This window comes from Pseudomonas viridiflava (genome assembly GCF_900184295.1).
GTDB classification, from domain to species: Bacteria; Pseudomonadota; Gammaproteobacteria; order Pseudomonadales; family Pseudomonadaceae; genus Aquipseudomonas; species Aquipseudomonas viridiflava.
In genome coordinates, this window is record NZ_LT855380.1 from 5484867 (window position 1) to 5501102 (window position 16236).

Annotated in this window: 13 protein-coding genes; 7 read left to right on the forward strand and 6 right to left on the reverse strand. The window is 59.0% G+C overall.

Translation table 11 applies throughout. The features are described 5' to 3' along the window. The first annotated feature begins 55 nt into the window (after positions 1 to 55). Positions 56 to 1252, forward strand: a complete 1197-nt coding sequence (locus tag CFBP1590_RS24605) for a class I SAM-dependent rRNA methyltransferase (RefSeq protein WP_004884429.1) — start codon at positions 56 to 58, stop codon at positions 1250 to 1252. Between the two features lie 242 nt (positions 1253 to 1494). Continuing rightward, positions 1495 to 2010, forward strand: coding sequence for a dermonecrotic toxin domain-containing protein (locus CFBP1590_RS24610; protein ID WP_029243135.1), 516 nt, complete (start codon positions 1495 to 1497; stop codon positions 2008 to 2010). Between the two features lie 186 nt (positions 2011 to 2196). On the opposite strand, the gene CFBP1590_RS24615 is transcribed toward CFBP1590_RS24610, so the two are convergent. After that, the gene (locus CFBP1590_RS24615; RefSeq protein WP_134672668.1) at positions 2197 to 2607 is read right to left on the reverse strand and encodes a hypothetical protein; all 411 of its coding nucleotides are present in this window, start codon (positions 2605 to 2607) and stop codon (positions 2197 to 2199) included. A 396-nt stretch (positions 2608 to 3003) separates the two neighbouring features. On the opposite strand from CFBP1590_RS24615, the gene ilvD reads away from it, so the two are divergent. Beyond that, positions 3004 to 4851, forward strand: a complete 1848-nt coding sequence (gene ilvD, locus CFBP1590_RS24620; protein WP_004884431.1) for a dihydroxy-acid dehydratase — start codon at positions 3004 to 3006, stop codon at positions 4849 to 4851. Positions 4852 to 5466: 615 nt separating this feature from the next. Here ilvD and CFBP1590_RS24625 read toward each other — a convergent pair. Next, entirely contained in the window at positions 5467 to 6525 is a 1059-nt protein-coding gene (locus tag CFBP1590_RS24625; RefSeq protein WP_088236094.1) for an HAD family hydrolase, read from the reverse strand. Positions 6526 to 6706: 181 nt separating this feature from the next. Next, positions 6707 to 7219, reverse strand: a complete 513-nt coding sequence (locus tag CFBP1590_RS24630) for a dihydrofolate reductase (protein ID WP_058430872.1) — start codon at positions 7217 to 7219, stop codon at positions 6707 to 6709. Between the two features lie 109 nt (positions 7220 to 7328). On the opposite strand from CFBP1590_RS24630, the gene CFBP1590_RS24635 reads away from it, so the two are divergent. From CFBP1590_RS24635 to CFBP1590_RS24645, 3 genes are all read left to right on the forward strand, one after another. Next, the gene (locus CFBP1590_RS24635) at positions 7329 to 8708 is read left to right on the forward strand and encodes a DUF2868 domain-containing protein (protein ID WP_088236095.1); all 1380 of its coding nucleotides are present in this window, start codon (positions 7329 to 7331) and stop codon (positions 8706 to 8708) included. Beyond that, complete coding sequence (locus CFBP1590_RS24640) at positions 8701 to 10089, forward strand: DUF3482 domain-containing protein (protein ID WP_088236096.1); 1389 nt, start codon at positions 8701 to 8703, stop codon at positions 10087 to 10089. Before CFBP1590_RS24635 ends, CFBP1590_RS24640 begins: the two co-directional genes overlap by 8 nt. Positions 10090 to 10336: 247 nt before the next feature. After that, the gene (locus CFBP1590_RS24645) at positions 10337 to 11152 is read left to right on the forward strand and encodes a zeta toxin family protein (protein WP_029243141.1); all 816 of its coding nucleotides are present in this window, start codon (positions 10337 to 10339) and stop codon (positions 11150 to 11152) included. Between the two features lie 139 nt (positions 11153 to 11291). Here the strand turns inward: CFBP1590_RS24645 and CFBP1590_RS24650 are convergent, their stop codons facing one another. The 3 genes from CFBP1590_RS24650 to rpmE all read right to left on the reverse strand — a co-directional run bounded on the left by CFBP1590_RS24650 (position 11292) and on the right by rpmE (position 13773). Beyond that, a complete protein-coding gene (locus tag CFBP1590_RS24650; RefSeq protein ID WP_025993925.1) occupies positions 11292 to 12560 on the reverse strand; it encodes a malic enzyme-like NAD(P)-binding protein in 1269 nt (422 codons plus the stop codon). Between the two features lie 183 nt (positions 12561 to 12743). Further along, positions 12744 to 13538, reverse strand: coding sequence for a thermonuclease family protein (locus CFBP1590_RS24655; RefSeq protein ID WP_122414031.1), 795 nt, complete (start codon positions 13536 to 13538; stop codon positions 12744 to 12746). A gap of 13 nt (positions 13539 to 13551) precedes the next feature. Next, positions 13552 to 13773, reverse strand: a complete 222-nt coding sequence (rpmE, locus tag CFBP1590_RS24660) for a 50S ribosomal protein L31 (RefSeq protein WP_004888228.1) — start codon at positions 13771 to 13773, stop codon at positions 13552 to 13554. Positions 13774 to 13938: 165 nt separating this feature from the next. Between rpmE and CFBP1590_RS24665 the strand changes: the two genes are divergently transcribed. Continuing rightward, the gene (locus CFBP1590_RS24665; RefSeq protein ID WP_088236098.1) at positions 13939 to 16158 is read left to right on the forward strand and encodes a primosomal protein N'; all 2220 of its coding nucleotides are present in this window, start codon (positions 13939 to 13941) and stop codon (positions 16156 to 16158) included. Positions 16159 to 16236 lie beyond the last annotated feature (78 nt).

Sequence of the window (16236 nt, forward strand, 5' to 3'; positions counted from 1 at the left end):
GGCGCGCAACCGGGATGACGCGCTATAATCCCGCTCTTTTTTCCGGAGCGACGTCATGTCCCTGCCTAGCTTGCGCCTCAAAGCCAACGCCGACCGTCGCCTGCGCGCCGGCCATCTGTGGGTCTACAGCAATGAAATCGATGTAGCCGCCACCCCTCTTCACGGTTTTGCAGCTGGCGATCAAGCCATTCTCGAAGCCGCCGGCGGCAAGCCGCTGGGCATCGTCGCCATGAGCCCCAACAACCTGATCTGCGCGCGTCTGCTGTCGCGCGACGTCAAGTTGCCGCTGGACAAGTCACTGCTGGTTCATCGCCTGAACGTAGCGCTGTCGCTGCGTGATCGCCTGTTCGACAAACCGTTCTATCGCCTGGTCTATGGCGACTCGGACCTGCTGCCGGGTCTGGTGGTGGATCGTTTCGGTGACATCCTCGTCGTGCAAATGGCCTCGGCCACCATGGAACACCATAAGGACGATGTGATCGCCGCGCTGGTCCAGGTGCTCAAGCCAAGCGGCATCCTGTTCAAGAACGACTCGGCCGCCCGCGATGCCGAAGGCCTGAATCGCTATGTCGAGACCGTGTTCGGTCTGGTTCCGGAATGGGTCGCGCTGGAGGAGAACGGCGTGCAGTTCGAAGCGCCGGTCATGGCTGGCCAGAAGACTGGCTGGTTCTACGATCATCGCATGAACCGTGCGCGCCTGGCACCTTACGTCAAAGGCAAGCGCGTGCTGGACTTGTACAGCTACATCGGCGGCTGGGGTATCCAGGCTGCTGCGTTCGGCGCCAGCGATGTCACCTGCGTCGATGCGTCCTCCTTTGCCCTTGACGGCGTGGAACGCAATGCCGCCCTGAACGGTTTTGCCGAGAAGCTGACCTGCATCGAAGGTGACGTGTTCGAGGCGCTTAAAGAATTGAAGGCAAGCGAAGAGCGTTTCGACGTAATCGTGGCCGACCCGCCTGCGTTCATCAAGCGCAAGAAGGACATGAAAAACGGTGAAGGTGCCTACCGCCGCCTGAACGAGCAAGCCATGCGCCTGCTCACCAAGGACGGTATTCTGGTCAGCGCCTCGTGCTCGATGCACCTACCGGAAGACGACCTGCAAAACATTCTGCTGACCAGCGCCCGCCATCTGGACCGCAATATTCAGCTGCTGGAACGTGGTGGCCAGGGCCCGGATCATCCGGTGCATCCTGCAATTGCAGAGACGCGCTATATCAAGAGCATCACCTGCCGACTGTTGCCCAACAGTTGATCGACTGACCGGGTCGGCTCTACTCCGACCCGGTGCACGATGTCAGCTCAAGCCTGTCTTGAGCTGATCGCCCGCTATTGAAAAAACATCTCGATACACCCCTCTTCAGACGCGATAAACATGTATCGCACGTCGTCTTTGCGCACTGATAAATTGTCACCGTCCTGTCAGCAAACACCAACAAGATGCGAATCAGGACAACACTCAAAATGGACTTTGTTTAATTTAAATGGATTTAAATCATGACTGACTCTAAATACGTTGACTACATCCGCGACGACCTGAACAGGATGTCTGCTGACCAGCTGTCCAAAGGTCTGCTTTCTCCGGAAGGCGCAGACCTTATCCAGCAAGTCATCAATGCTCCAGTCGCCTCCGATGAAGACGGCATCACCATCGGTCGTTTCGTTATGCCGCTTCACGGCGGTGCCACTCTGATTCGCCTGTTTGTGATCCGCGGCCCGGAAGGCCAGTACATTCTTTATGTGCCAGAGCAGCCTGCCGCTCCAACCGATCGCATTTTCCATGAGAACCATGACTGGACTCGCACCGGTTATGTACTGGGTGAATTCCTGGGCAAACCGGGTGGTCTGGAATACATGCTGGACCTGGTGCCTGAAGATCAACGCGGCCAGGTAGCTGATTATTTCGAAGAAATCAGCCGCCTGCCTTCCGCCTGGAACAAGGACGCACTCGTGCTGCAACCTGTTGCCGGTGAAACTTACCTGCATCAGATTCAGACAATTGTGAATCGTTGATCAATAACGTCTGATTTAAAAACTGCCGACAGGGCCCTGTAGGCAGTTTTTATTTAAATGATGTTCTGTTGGACCAATGCATTCGTTGATGCAGCTGTGGGCTTCAAGGCACAGAGAGACGTCGGCGCTATTAAGTCCTGGATGCCAGTCCAAAAAATCTGCTTTGGCCTATCATCTCCAGTGTATTTAATTAACATGATGACGTGTCAGTTCGACTTTAATTTCACGAGTCGCGCGCCTTAAAATAACGCCTACCAGAAGAATACCAATGGTCAGACTTGATGAGGCCAGGATGAAGTCGACTGGCCTTATAGAGAGGCTACCCTGCACCAGATCCCTTACTAACGAACCGTGATAAAAAACACTGACAACTCCAAAGAACCCCATCATGGCTTCATATTCAAGTCCGGGATTGCCCTTGCCTCTTAACGCTTCAATCTGCTCTTGAGACAATATCTGAATGCTCCGACACGATGCGCACACGATGCTCTTTTTTTCGAACAATTCACGTTGACGCCTCCTGCTGAGAGAAAACTCTTTGTTGCAGGCTCCACAAACCGCTTTTAAACCCGTAATACCAAACATTTCACTATTCACGCTGACCTCTCGAGATTGACCACTCACCGCAGGAGTGGCCCAATTGACAGGCCATGCTATCGACACAACATATCCATAAAAACGGCATGGGTCGTTTTCAGAAAAACCTTACAAAAGAAACTCCTCACTCACTCAACTCAGTGACTTGCACCTTACGGCATCACCCGCTGCAACCCATCATCTTAAGCTTCATTCATGCCAACACTGCGTGAGCGGTGTAGAATCGCTCCTATTCATCGCCAGTCATCCCCCGGCGGGTTTATGAGCTCAGGCCGAGTACACGGTGATCCCGTGGTTTTCGGTTTCTTCGCTGCATCCGGTCACTGCCGCCTGCGAGCGACGTCAATAGAAGCTCACTCCCTTCCTGATCAGCCTTATTTTTGCCGGAGTGCTCCAATGCCTGATTACCGCTCGAAAACGTCCACCCACGGCCGCAACATGGCCGGCGCCCGTGCCCTCTGGCGCGCCACGGGCATGAAGGACGAAGATTTCAAGAAACCGATCATCGCCATCGCCAACTCCTTCACCCAGTTCGTACCGGGCCACGTGCACCTGAAAGACATGGGTCAACTGGTAGCCCGCGAAGTCGAACGCGCCGGTGGCGTGGCCAAGGAATTCAACACCATTGCGGTGGATGACGGCATCGCCATGGGCCATGACGGCATGCTGTATTCGCTGCCGAGCCGCGAAATCATCGCCGACTCCGTGGAATACATGGTCAACGCCCACTGCGCGGACGCCATTGTCTGTATCTCCAACTGCGACAAGATCACCCCTGGCATGCTGATGGCGTCGTTGCGCCTCAACATTCCGGTGATTTTCGTGTCCGGCGGACCAATGGAAGCTGGCAAGACCAAACTGGCCAGCCATGGCCTGGATCTTGTCGATGCCATGGTCATTGCCGCCGACTCGACTGCCAGCGATGAAAAAGTCGCCGAATACGAACGCAGCGCCTGCCCGACATGCGGTTCGTGCTCGGGCATGTTCACCGCCAACTCGATGAACTGCCTGACCGAAGCACTGGGTCTGGCGTTGCCGGGCAACGGTTCCGCGCTCGCCACTCACAGTGACCGTGAGCAACTGTTTCTGCAGGCGGGCCGCACCATTGTCGACCTGTGCAGACAGTACTACACCCAAAACGATGACTCGGTGCTGCCGCGCAACATTGCCAACTTCAAGGCGTTCGAGAATGCCATGACGCTGGACATCGCCATGGGCGGCTCGACCAACACCATCCTGCACTTGCTCGCCGCCGCTCAGGAAGCCGAGATCGACTTCGACCTGCGCCACATCGACCGTCTGTCGCGCAAGGTGCCGCAGCTCTGCAAGGTCGCGCCGAACATCCAGAAGTACCACATGGAAGACGTGCACCGCGCAGGCGGGATTTTCAGCATCCTTGGCGAGCTGGCGCGCGGCGGTCTGTTGCACACAGACCTGCCGACCGTGCACAGCAAGACCCTGGCCGAGGGCATCGCGAAGTGGGACATCACCCAGACTGACGACGAAGCGGTTCACACCTTCTTCAAGGCAGGCCCGGCAGGCATCCCGACGCAAACCGCGTTCAGCCAGTCGACCCGCTGGGAGAGCCTGGATGACGACCGTGAAAACGGCTGCATCCGCAGCGTCGAGCACGCTTACTCGCAGGAAGGCGGCCTGGCCGTGCTGTACGGCAACATCGCACTGGATGGCTGCGTGGTGAAAACCGCAGGTGTCGATGAGTCGATCCACGTGTTCGAAGGCAATGCCAAGATTTTCGAAAGCCAGGACAGCGCCGTGCGCGGCATCCTTGCTGACGAAGTGAAGGCTGGCGATATCGTGATCATTCGCTACGAAGGCCCGAAAGGCGGCCCGGGCATGCAGGAAATGCTCTACCCGACGTCGTACCTGAAGTCCAAAGGTCTGGGCAAGGATTGTGCGCTGCTCACCGACGGTCGCTTCTCGGGCGGCACTTCGGGTCTGTCCATCGGCCACGCATCGCCTGAAGCCGCTGCTGGTGGCGCAATCGGTCTGGTGCGCGATGGCGACAAGGTGCTGATCGACATTCCGAACCGCTCGATCAATCTGTTGATCGACGACGCTGAAATGGCCGAGCGCCGTGCCGAGCAGGACAAGAAAGGCTGGAAGCCGGTCGAATCGCGCCCTCGCAAGGTGACTACCGCCCTCAAGGCCTACGCCCTGTTGGCAACCAGTGCCGACAAAGGCGCTGTGCGTGACAAGGCGTTGCTGGACAAGCTGGTGCCTTGAAGCAGCATCGGTAATGCAAAAAGCCCGGCAGAGATGCCGGGCTTTTTGTTGGGTTAATGGAGCGTATGTGCCCTTAAAAGCGGACGCGGAGCGTTCTGGGAGGCATTCCCACGCAGAGCGCTCGGCGTTATACATAAGTCCGCCTCAACACTGATCGTGCCCTTCACTCCGCGTGGGCATGCCTCCCGTGACGCTCCGCGTCACAAATGGCACAGACTGCGGATTCAGTGGGCCGAGCGCATGACGTAGATAACGCTGGAGCTTGTCTACGCATCTGCGCCACATTCGAGAGCGGACGCGGAGCGTCCTGAGCGGCATTCCCACGCGGAGCGTAGGAACGATCAGCGTGATCTCAAGCACCCCGATCATGCCCATGCTTGTGCTCAGCGTCATACCCGAGTCTTGCTGCGACCACGGACTGTGGGAGGCGGCTTGCCGGCGATGCTTTTTCTGAAGCGACCTGTCAGTGACTGAACTGGCGCCATCGCCGGCAAGCCGCCTCCCACGGGGTATGCATTCAGTCAGTCACTTTCGTTTAGGCCCCCGTTTTGCGCGTCTTGCGGACTTGTGTATAACGCTGAGCGCAGAGCGTGGGGACGATCATCATCGTATTCCTCACTGAATCTCGTCCGGTTTGACGATCACCCAGTTCTTGTCGGCAGTCACCGGCAGCCCTTCCTGGGCCTGGGCTTCGGCGTTCTTCTTCATCATGCCGTTCAACTGCGTCATGTATTTGTCCTTGCGGTTGATCCACAAATGCACGCCACCTTTGCTGACGTCGACGCTGTGGAACAGCATGTAGCCGTCGCTCGTCGGGGTATCACCGCCCACCAGCACCGGTTTTTTCCATTCGTCGATGTAGGTCAGGATGGCCGCCTGTTTACCTGCCATCCAGGTCGCAGGTGTCCACAGGTAAGGCGTCAGCTCCAGGCCCATGTTGCTTTTCGCATCATATTTGCCAGCCGTGATCTGTTTGCGCGCCGTGGTCAGATCACCGGTTTTTCTGTCCTTGAGCAGCAGCGACACGCCGATCACGTTCTCTGGCTTGACGTTGTAGCCGTACTTGGGATCGGAGGCGACCATACGGACGAGTTCTTCGGAGGCTGCGGTCATCACATAGACGTCGATGCCGTTTTCCATCAGCTTCTTGTACAGCTCGGTCTGGCCGGTGAACACGCGGGGCGGTTCGACATTCAGCTGTTTGACGGTATCGCCATCGTAGTAGGTCGCAGGGATCGGCTTGTCGAGCGCCATCAGCTCATCCACGTAGCCTTTGAGCTCCTGAAGGGTGAAACCTGAAAACACCTGAGCGACCCATGGGTAGCAGACCATGTCGTCGACCTCGCAGAGGCGATAGTAGTAACTGAACAGGCTTTCCTTGTGCTCGGCGGTGTCTTTGAACGGCATCAGTTTGAGGGAAGGATCAAGCTTCTCCCGGGTGATCAGGCCTTTGTTTTCCATGTACGGCAACAGCGATTCTTCGAGGTCGAAGCGGTAGCTGGTGTTGTCCATGTCAAAGACTGCGTAGTTACCCTTGTTGGCGTTTGCGGCGATCATCGCATCGAGTGCTTTCGCGGCGGGCTCGGGCCAATGCTTCAATTCGGTGGCGGCGAAAGCCTGGCTGGCCAGCCCGACACAAAGTGCAGCAAACAGCATTTTTGGCGCGAGTTTCATGAGCGAAGTCCCCTTCTCAAAAATTCGAAGGGTCAGACCGTAACAAAATATTATGAACGCGAAAGTGCGCGAGCGACCTTTGAGGCGTCAGAAGACGTCATTTACCCCATTGATCGCGACAGCAAAACAAAAAACGACAGTTTTGTGACATTTTGTTTGCTGCCGCATCACCGCTGATGGTTCAGGCCCGTTCCCACACTTCGAAGTTGTAGGCGGGCTTGTCTTCGACGGCGGGGTTTTCAGTGTTGGAAACCAGCTTCCACTGCACCTGATCGAACTCGGGAAACCAGGCATCGCCTTCCGGACTCAACGCCACGCGCGTCAGATACAAACGATCCGCCTGAGCCAGGCCCTGGGTGTACAACTGAGCACCACCTATCAGCATGACTTCATCGACGCCCTGCTCGTGCGCCCACTGCTGGGCACGCGCCACAGCGGCGTCCAGCGAAGCAAAAACCTCGGCACCCTCGAGCTGAAGGTCTGTCTGGCGGCTGACCACCAGATTCAGGCGCCCCGGCAGTGGACGGCCCAGCGAATCCCAGGTCTTGCGACCCATGATGATCGGCTTGCCGAGGGTCGTCGCCTTGAAGTATTTGAAGTCCCCCGGCAAATGCCAGGGCATGGAATTGTCGACGCCGATCACTCGGTTTTCACCAAGGGCGGCAATCAGGCTGAGGGGGAGATGAGTATTCATCGAGCGAGGATATCAGAGCACACGCAGCAAGCCACTGAACTGTTACACGCCGTGCTCAGTCCCATGACAGCGGTTATGCTCACCGCTGAATTCCTTGAAGAGACGCCGTGTGACTGCGCTGACACCCCTCGATACCCTCTGGCTGACCGAAGCTGTGCGCCTGCGTGAAAAACAAGCGGGGACGCTCGACGATCAGGAGGCCAACCGCCGCGCACGCGCTGGCGAAGGCGACCTCACGACCCGCATCACTCACCGTGCCTTGTGGCTGGCGGAGCGCGACGGCATGGTTGCCGCGCTGCATCACTGGAAACAGGGCGCGCGACTGGCTCTGATGGCACTGGCCGTAATGGCGGTCATGAGTGGCGCCGGTCTGGCCTTCGCTGCCATGGGCGACGGCCAGACGCCGGTCAATGTGTTCTGGGCGCTGTGCAGCCTGCTCGGTTTGAATCTGATTCTGCTGATCAGTTGGGCGCTGGGTGTGGTTTTTGCCGGGCGCAACAACAGTGGACTTGGCCGACTCTGGTTATGGCTGAGTGAAAAACTCGCCCGCGACGCTCAGGCCGCGCAACTGGCACCGGCGCTGATTCTGCTGCTGCAACGCAAACGCCTGAATCGCTGGGTCTTGGGACTGGTGGTCAACAGCCTGTGGCTGATCGCACTGCTCAGTGCGCTGCTGGTGCTGTTGATGCTGATGTCGACCCGGCGCTACGGGTTTGTCTGGGAAACCACCATTCTGAGCAGCGACACGTTCGTCAGCCTGACCCAGACGCTGAGTACGATCCCGGCCTGGCTGGGCTTCAGCGTGCCGGACGAATCCATGATCCGAGCCAGTGGTGACGGCGCATTGAGCATCGAAAACGCTCGCCAGGCCTGGGCGGCGTGGCTGGTTGGTGTGCTGCTGGTCTATGGCATCCTGCCGCGCCTAATGCTGGCCGCGCTTTGCCTGTGGCGCTGGAAAAACGGCCGCGCTGGCCTGCGACTCGATCTGGAACAGCCCGATTACCTTGAGCTGCGTGAACGACTGATGCCAAGCAGCGAACGCCTGGGCGTCAACGATGCCGAGCCCGCAATGCTGCATCAGGTTCAGCGCGACGCAGGGATTGCTCAAAGCGACGGCGCCCTGCTGGTGGCCATCGAGCTGGACGACCAACAGGTCTGGCCGCCCCATTTGCCCGCTGGCGTTGCCAACGCAGGTGTTCTGGACAGCCGCGAGTCACGCCACAGACTGCTGGAACAACTGACTCAATACCCGCCCGCACGCCTGCTGATTGCCTGTGACCCGCGTCGCTCGCCGGATCGCGGCAGCCTTGCGCTGATCGCAGAACTGGCGCGCTGCGCCGGAGCAACCCGCATCTGGCTGCTGCCTGCGCCCGCCGGACAAACCCTGGACCCCGAGCGGCTGGATGACTGGCATGTCGCGCTGGATCAACTGCAATTGCCCTGGGCAGACCATCTGCCCATGAGCTGGCTGGAGACAGGCCATGAGTGATGCGCGCAAGTCTGGTCCCATCAAGCTCGCCGTGGTCGGCCACACCAACGTGGGCAAGACCTCCTTGCTGCGCACCCTGACGGGCGATGTGACGTTCGGCGAAGTGTCCCATCGCCCCAGCACCACACGGCATGTCGAAGGTGCTCGTCTCTCGGTGGACGGCCAGGCTACGGTCGAGTTGTACGACACGCCTGGCCTGGAAGATGCCATCGCCCTGCTCGACTATCTGGAGCGTTTGGACCGCCCCGGTGAACGGCTGGACGGCCCGGCTCGACTGGAACGCTTTCTGGAAGGCAGCGAAGCTCGCCAACGCTTCGAGCAGGAAGCCAAAGTGCTGCGACAGTTGCTCGATTCGAATGCGGGTCTGTATGTCATCGATGCCCGCGAACCGGTGCTGTCCAAATACCGCGACGAACTGTCCGTGCTCGCCAGTTGCGGGAAACCCTTATTGCCAGTGCTCAATTTCGTCAGTGCGCAGCAACACCGCGAGCCTGAATGGCGCGAAGCCCTCTCACGTCTCGGTCTGCATGCGCTGGTGCGTTTCGACAGCGTCGCCCCTCCTGAAGACGGCGGGCGGCGGCTATATGAAAGTCTGGCGCTCATGCTGGAAAGCGCACGCCCGCAGTTGGAGCGTCTGATCGAGGATCAGGAGAAACAGCGTCAGGCCAAACGACACAGCGCAGCGCGTCTGATCGCGAAAATGCTGATCGACTGCGCAGCCTGTCGGCGTAGCGTCGAAACCACGCCTGATCAGGAGAAACAGGCCATCGAAGCATTACGTCAGGCGGTCCGTCAGCGTGAACAGCAGTGCGTCGAAGCGCTGCTCAAGCTGCATGCGTTTCGCAAGGATGACGTGACCGCCAGCGACCTGCCGTTGATGGATGGACGCTGGGGTGATGACCTGTTCAACCCCGAAACCCTCAAACTGATGGGCGTACGCGTCGGCGGCGGCGTGGCAGCAGGCGCCGCGGCCGGAGCAGGCGTGGACCTGATGGTCGGTGGCGTCACACTGGGCGCCGCTGCGCTGGTAGGTGCCATTGCCGGCGGCGCCCTGCTGACCGCCCGCAGCTACGGCGGACGTCTGCTGGGCAAACTCAAGGGACACCGGGAACTGACCGTCGACGACGCCGTACTGCGCCTGCTTGCGCTTCGACAACGTCAGCTGATGCTTGCGCTGGGCGTCAGAGGCCATGCGGCGATCAACAGCATCGAACTGACCACACCGCAAGACAAGACCTGGCGTAAGGGCAAACTGCCCGAACCTTTGTCACGATCCCGAGCCCACCCGCAATGGTCATCACTGAACCCGCGTGCGCGGCTGAATCAGGCTGAACGGCAGGAAGCGATCGATGAGTTGACCGAGGTGATTTTGCAGGGGTGAGCCGTCAAACCTGCCCGTTCGTCACGATTCGCATAGCAGAGTATCCAAAAGCATTCCGAGTCCTGGCCGTGTGCATCCGAACAATCGACGAATGGGTCGCGATCACGTTATTGGCGGCTGTACAGATATCTTTTGAAGTATTTTGGCCAGGCTTGCGTGCTCCAGATTCAATTTCGACCGCTACTCTTCATCGTATCGCTAACCGCTTCCTACTCGGTACCGAGAGGGCAGGCTGGAAAAAAATGGAGTGTTGGTGGAATTCACGGATGATGAGAAGAGACTCTGGAACGAAGCGATCAAATTCGCGAGGCAAAACAAGAAGGCTATCGGGAGAAAGCTGACCTCACTGGATCTTTACCCGGCAGAGGACGAGCCCGTATCGGTTTTCATGTCTGGATCCCCTGGAGCAGGTAAGACAGAAGCGTCGATTGCTCTTCTGAATCTCTTTACAAGCTCGTCTATTTTACGAATAGACCCAGACGAGCTACGCGCTGAATTTGATCTCTACACCGGGGGTAACGCGTACCTGTTCCAAGGTGGCATCTCAATTCTGATTTCCAAGATTATCGATCTGGCACTATCGCAGCAGCAGTCTTTTCTGCTGGATGGGACCCTTGCAAAAATCGACATTGCACGGAGCAATGTCGAAAGATCCTTGGAGAAAGGACGCTACGTTCAAGTGCTGTATGTCTATCAAAATCCGTTGCTTGCCTGGGAGTTCGTCAAGGCTCGAGAGCAGGCAGAGGGCAGGCGTATCCTCGCTGACCATTTCGTCGAGCAATACTTCTCCGCACGTGACGTCGTGAACACGCTTAAGCTAGAGTATGGAAAACATGTGCATGTCGATCTGCTTCTAAAGCACATAGATAACTCAGCCCGCCTTTACAAGGCGGGCGTGGACAGGATTGACTACCATATCCCCGAGCGCTATACCCGCGATGAGCTGGCAGCTGCGCTGGAAAACGTCTCACCTCAGGAGCCAGTCAATGAAGCTTCCAAATCCGCACTCCGAGAAGGCCAAGAATCCTTTCGCGGAATTCATTCGCAACGCGAAGTCCGATGAAAAAAAGCGTATTTACAGTGTTGTTCTGACTGAGGCGACCAAGCGCCAGAACGAGATCATCGCGCAGGTTAAAAACGCCTGACAGCGACCGCTCAATAAAAAACCCGCATCTCTGCGGGTTTTTTATTGCTTCAAGGAATCAGCCCTTGAACACGTCGTCCACGCTGGTCAGCGGGTAGTGCTTCGGATATGGCAGGGTGGCCACACCGCTTTCGATAGCGGCCTTGGCGACTGCTTCGGCGATACGGCCCAGCAGGCGGGTGTCCATTGGTTTCGGGATGATGTACTCACGACCGAATTCCAGTTTGATGCCACCATAGGCGTCGCACACTTCCTGAGGAACCGGCAGTTTGGCCAATTCGCGCAGGGCGTTGGCTGCGGCGATCTTCATTTCTTCGTTGATGCGCTTGGCGCGAACGTCCAGAGCACCACGGAAGATGAACGGGAAGCCCAGTACGTTGTTGACCTGGTTCGGGTAGTCCGAACGGCCGGTCGCCATGATCACGTCGCTGCGAGTGGCGTGAGCCAGTTCCGGGGAGATTTCCGGATCAGGGTTCGAGCAGGCGAACACGATCGGATCCTTGGCCATCAGCTTGAGGTTTTCAGCGCTCAGCAGGTTAGGACCGGACAGGCCTACGAACACGTCAGCACCTTCCAGTGCATCGGTCAGCGTGCGCTTCTCGGTGGCGTGTGCGAACACAGCCTTGTACTGGTTCAGGTCGGTACGGCCGGAGTGGATCACGCCGGTGCGGTCGATCATGAAGATGTTTTCGATCTTCGCGCCCATGCTCACCAGCAGCTTCATGCAGGAGATGGCGGCAGCGCCAGCGCCCAGGCAGACGATCTTGGCGGTGTCGAGGGATTTGCCGACGATTTCCAGTGCATTGATCATGCCGGCTGCGGTCACGATAGCGGTGCCGTGCTGGTCATCGTGGAACACCGGGATGTCACACTGTTCGATCAGCGCTTTCTCGATTTCAAAGCACTCAGGTGCCTTGATGTCTTCCAGGTTGATGCCGCCGAAAGTGATCGAGATGCGCTTAACGGTGTCGATGAAGGCCTGCGGGCTTTCGGAATCGACTTCGATATCGAAAACGTCGATACCGGCGAAACGCTTGAACAGAACCCCTTTGCCTTCCATGACCGGCTTGGAGGCCAACGGGCCCAGATCGCCGAGGCCGAGGATTGCGGTGCCATCGGAGATAACTGCTACCAGGTTGCCTTTGCCGGTGTACTTGTAAGCCAGCTCGGGGTCACGGGCAATTTCACGCACGGGTTCAGCAACGCCAGGGCTGTAGGCCAGAGCCAGGTCACGAGCGGTTGCGGTCGGCTTGGTGAGTTCTACGCTCAGCTTCCCTGGACGGGGATTGGCATGGTAATCGAGCGCGGCAGTTTTCAAATCTGACATGTATTGGATTCCGCTTTTTTTACTGTGGGACAGACGGACCGCCGAGGATACGCAAGATGCATAGTCCTAACAAGACTGACCAGTCACTGCTGTCAAGGGGCGAGAAGTTAGACTTTCCGCTAAGGCACTGGAAACACAAAAAGCCGAACCGCTCGTCGAAAGGCCCGGGATTGCAGGCGATGCCTAGGGGTTGAGCATGGCCGGGTGGGTCAGCGGCATCAGCCAGCGAGCCTGTCCTGACTGTAGACCACCGCGCCGGGAACGGTCCACCACCCAGCCCCGCGCCTCGATCTGTTGACCCTTGAGCCGCTCAAGTTTCGCCACATCGAAGGCAGACAGCAGGTCAGGGGCAACGCGTAACACCAGTGAACCGTCGAGTTCGATCCAGACACCGCCGCGATTGCGCTGAACGCTCTTCACACGACCGGTCACCACGGCAAAGCCGCCTTTTTTGATCCGATTGGCAGATTGCACAGGCGAGTTGCGCCACAGACCCAGTCTGGCCTGACGCGCATGACGCTCGGCGCTCTGCTGGCAATCGACCAGCGCCGTATTGGGTGCAAAGGCGACCAGATAGCCGAGCCCTTCGCTGAGCAACTGCGCCTCAAGATTGGTGCCGTTGCGGCTGTAGACGTTGGCCAGCGTGCGACCGTAACGATCCTTGGCCTGCTGACCGATCTGCAGGCGGACCTGATCGCCGCTGTCTTTGACCAGCGCTTGCAGACGTCGCTTGCCCGCTTCGGCAAACGGCTCGGCGGACTGACCGCGCTTGCCGGTCTCGGGGGTATTGAGACCAATCATTCGCACGCTGCGACCATCGCTCAGGCGCAGGGTGTCGCCGTCCACCACCCGCTGCACCTTTGCAACAGGCAAACCGGCCGGTGCGGGGCAGAACGCCTGCGCCTCGGACAGCCAAATCGCGGACATAAAAAAGACGCCCACAAGGGGCGTCTTTTCAAGCAGTCTGGAAATGCCCAAGAGGCAGCCAGTCTTACTTCGCTTTGGTTGCGCCGAACGCACCGAAACGGGATTTGAACTTGTCGACACGGCCGCCAATGTCAAGCGTCTTCTGCTTGCCAGTGTAGAACGGGTGGCACTCGTTGCACACGTCGAGGCTCAAAGGGCCGGCGAGAGTGGAACGGGTCTTGATGACATTGCCGCAGCTGCAGGTTGCGTCAATGGCTTCGTAAACTGGATGGATATCAGCTTTCATCGGTACTTCCTCAGTCTAGCGTGCCGCCACCCAACACTATTGTTGAATACCGCACGGAAATAGGCCGTGGATAGTATCAGACAATCAAAACGACGCAAGCGAACCTTTGCACCGGTCGTCTGCTAAGATCGCCCATCGCCCACGACCGACACAGGGAAACACCGCGTGCCCGACGCCATCCTGCGCCTTGCCCTGCCCTCGCCGCTTCGCCGCCTGTTCGATTACCGCGCCCCCGCTGGCGTGTCGCGCAGTGCCCTGCAGCCCGGCATGCGGTTGCGAGTGCCATTTGGTCGGCGGGAAATGATCGGCATTCTGGTCGAGGTCGTGGATCACAGCGAAGTACCCGCTGAAAAATTGAAACCGGCCATTGCCTTGCTGGACAGCCAGGCGCCACTGCCTCCTGCGCTGTTCAAGCTGTGCCTGTGGACGTCCCAGTATTATCAGCACAGCCTGGGCGACACCTTGAACTGGGCGTTGCCGGTGTTGCTGCGTCAGGGCGAACTGGCCGAAACCCGCCAGGAACGCTTCTGGCACGTATCACCCGGCGCCAGCGTCGACGACTCGCGCATCGCCCGCGCGCCCAAGCAGCGGGAAGCCCTGACCACCCTCGCCCAGCATCCCCATGGCGTAGCGCATCAACTGCTCAGCAAGCTGATGCTTAATAAAGACAGCCTCAACCTGTTGCTGGCCAAGGAACTGGTGTACGTCGAGGTGCGCAGCCACGCGCCCAGTGCGCGACATGAACACTGGCTGGCCCAGCCGGAATTGCCGCTCAACACCGAACAGCGCGCCGCCTATGAGGCCATTCGCGCCGGGTTCGACAGCTTCCACGCCTTTCTGCTGGCGGGCGTGACGGGCAGCGGCAAAACCGAAGTCTATCTGCAGCTGATTCGCGAGACGCTGGAAGCTGGCAAGCAGGCGCTGGTACTGATTCCGGAAATCAACCTCGGGCCGCAGACCCTGGCGCGTTTCGAACAGCGCTTCAATGCACGTATTGCGCTGGTGCATTCGGCCGTCAACGACCGTGAGCGACTGGACGCCTGGCTGGCGGCGCGCGACGGCGAGGCCGACATTATTATCGGCACCCGTTCGGCGCTGTTCACGCCCATGAAGAACCCGGGCCTGATCATCATCGACGAAGAGCACGACGGTTCCTATAAACAGCAGGAAGGCCTGCGCTATCACGCCCGCGATCTGGCGCTGGTGCGCGCCCGTCAGGAAAACATCCCGATTGTGCTCGGTTCGGCGACGCCATCACTGGAAAGCCTGCACAACGCCTACACCGGCCGTTATGGCCTGCTGCGCCTGAATCAGCGGGCCGGTGGCGCACAACAACCGCGCTTTCTGCGCCTGGACGTAAAGAGTCGTCCACTGGACAGCGGTATCTCCGGGCCGATGCAACAGGCCATCGGCCAGACGCTCGCGGCAGGCCAGCAAGTGCTGGTGTTCCTCAACCGCCGCGGCTTTGCGCCGACCTTGCTGTGCCACGATTGCGGCTGGATGTCCGGCTGCCAGCGCTGCGATGCGCGCATGACCGTGCACCAACGCTCAGGCGAGTTGCGCTGCCACCACTGCGGATACGTTGAACGAATCCCGCGTCAGTGCCCGTCCTGCGGCAAGGTGGATCTGCGACCGGTTGGTGCAGGCACCGAGCGCGCTGAAGAGCGCCTGGCGATTCTGTTTCCGGATTACCCGGTGCTGCGCGTCGATCGCGACAGCACCTCGCGCAAGGATGCGATGAACCAGCTATTCGCGACCATCCAGCGCGGCCAACCGTGCATTCTGGTGGGCACACAGATGCTCGCCAAAGGGCACCACTTCCCCCGCGTTACGCTGGTGTCCATTCTCGACGCTGACGGCGGGCTGTTCTCCGGCGACTTCCGGGCCAGCGAGCGCATGGCACAACTGATCGTGCAGGTCGCCGGGCGCGCAGGCCGGGCCGAAGAGCCGGGCAAGGTGATCATCCAGACGCACCTGGCCGACCATCCGCTGTTGATCCAGCTCACCGAACAGGGCTATTTCGCGTTCGCCGAGCAGGCCCTGAGCGAACGCCGCTCCGCCGGACTGCCGCCGTTCTCGCACCTGGCATTACTGCGCGCAGAAGCGCACAAGCCCGGGCAGGCCGAGGAGTTTCTGGATCAGGCTTGCAGTGAAGCCGAACGACTGCTGGCTGACATGAGCCTGGGCGGCATCGAACTGCTCGGCCCGGTGCCCGCCCCCATGGAGCGCCGCGCGGGACGTTATCGTGCGCAACTGCTGCTGCAGTCCAGCGCCCGCGCGCCGCTGCACAAATTGCTGAGCCAGTGGCTGATTGTCCTGGAGCAAATGCCCAGCGGCAGGCAGGTCCGGTGGTCGCTGGATGTGGATCCGGTGGATCTGTACTGAGCTATCCATGTAAATAAACACGGCTTTTGTGGGACGCGGCTGCACAGTTACGGGCCTGAAAACCAACACGGTTGGCAA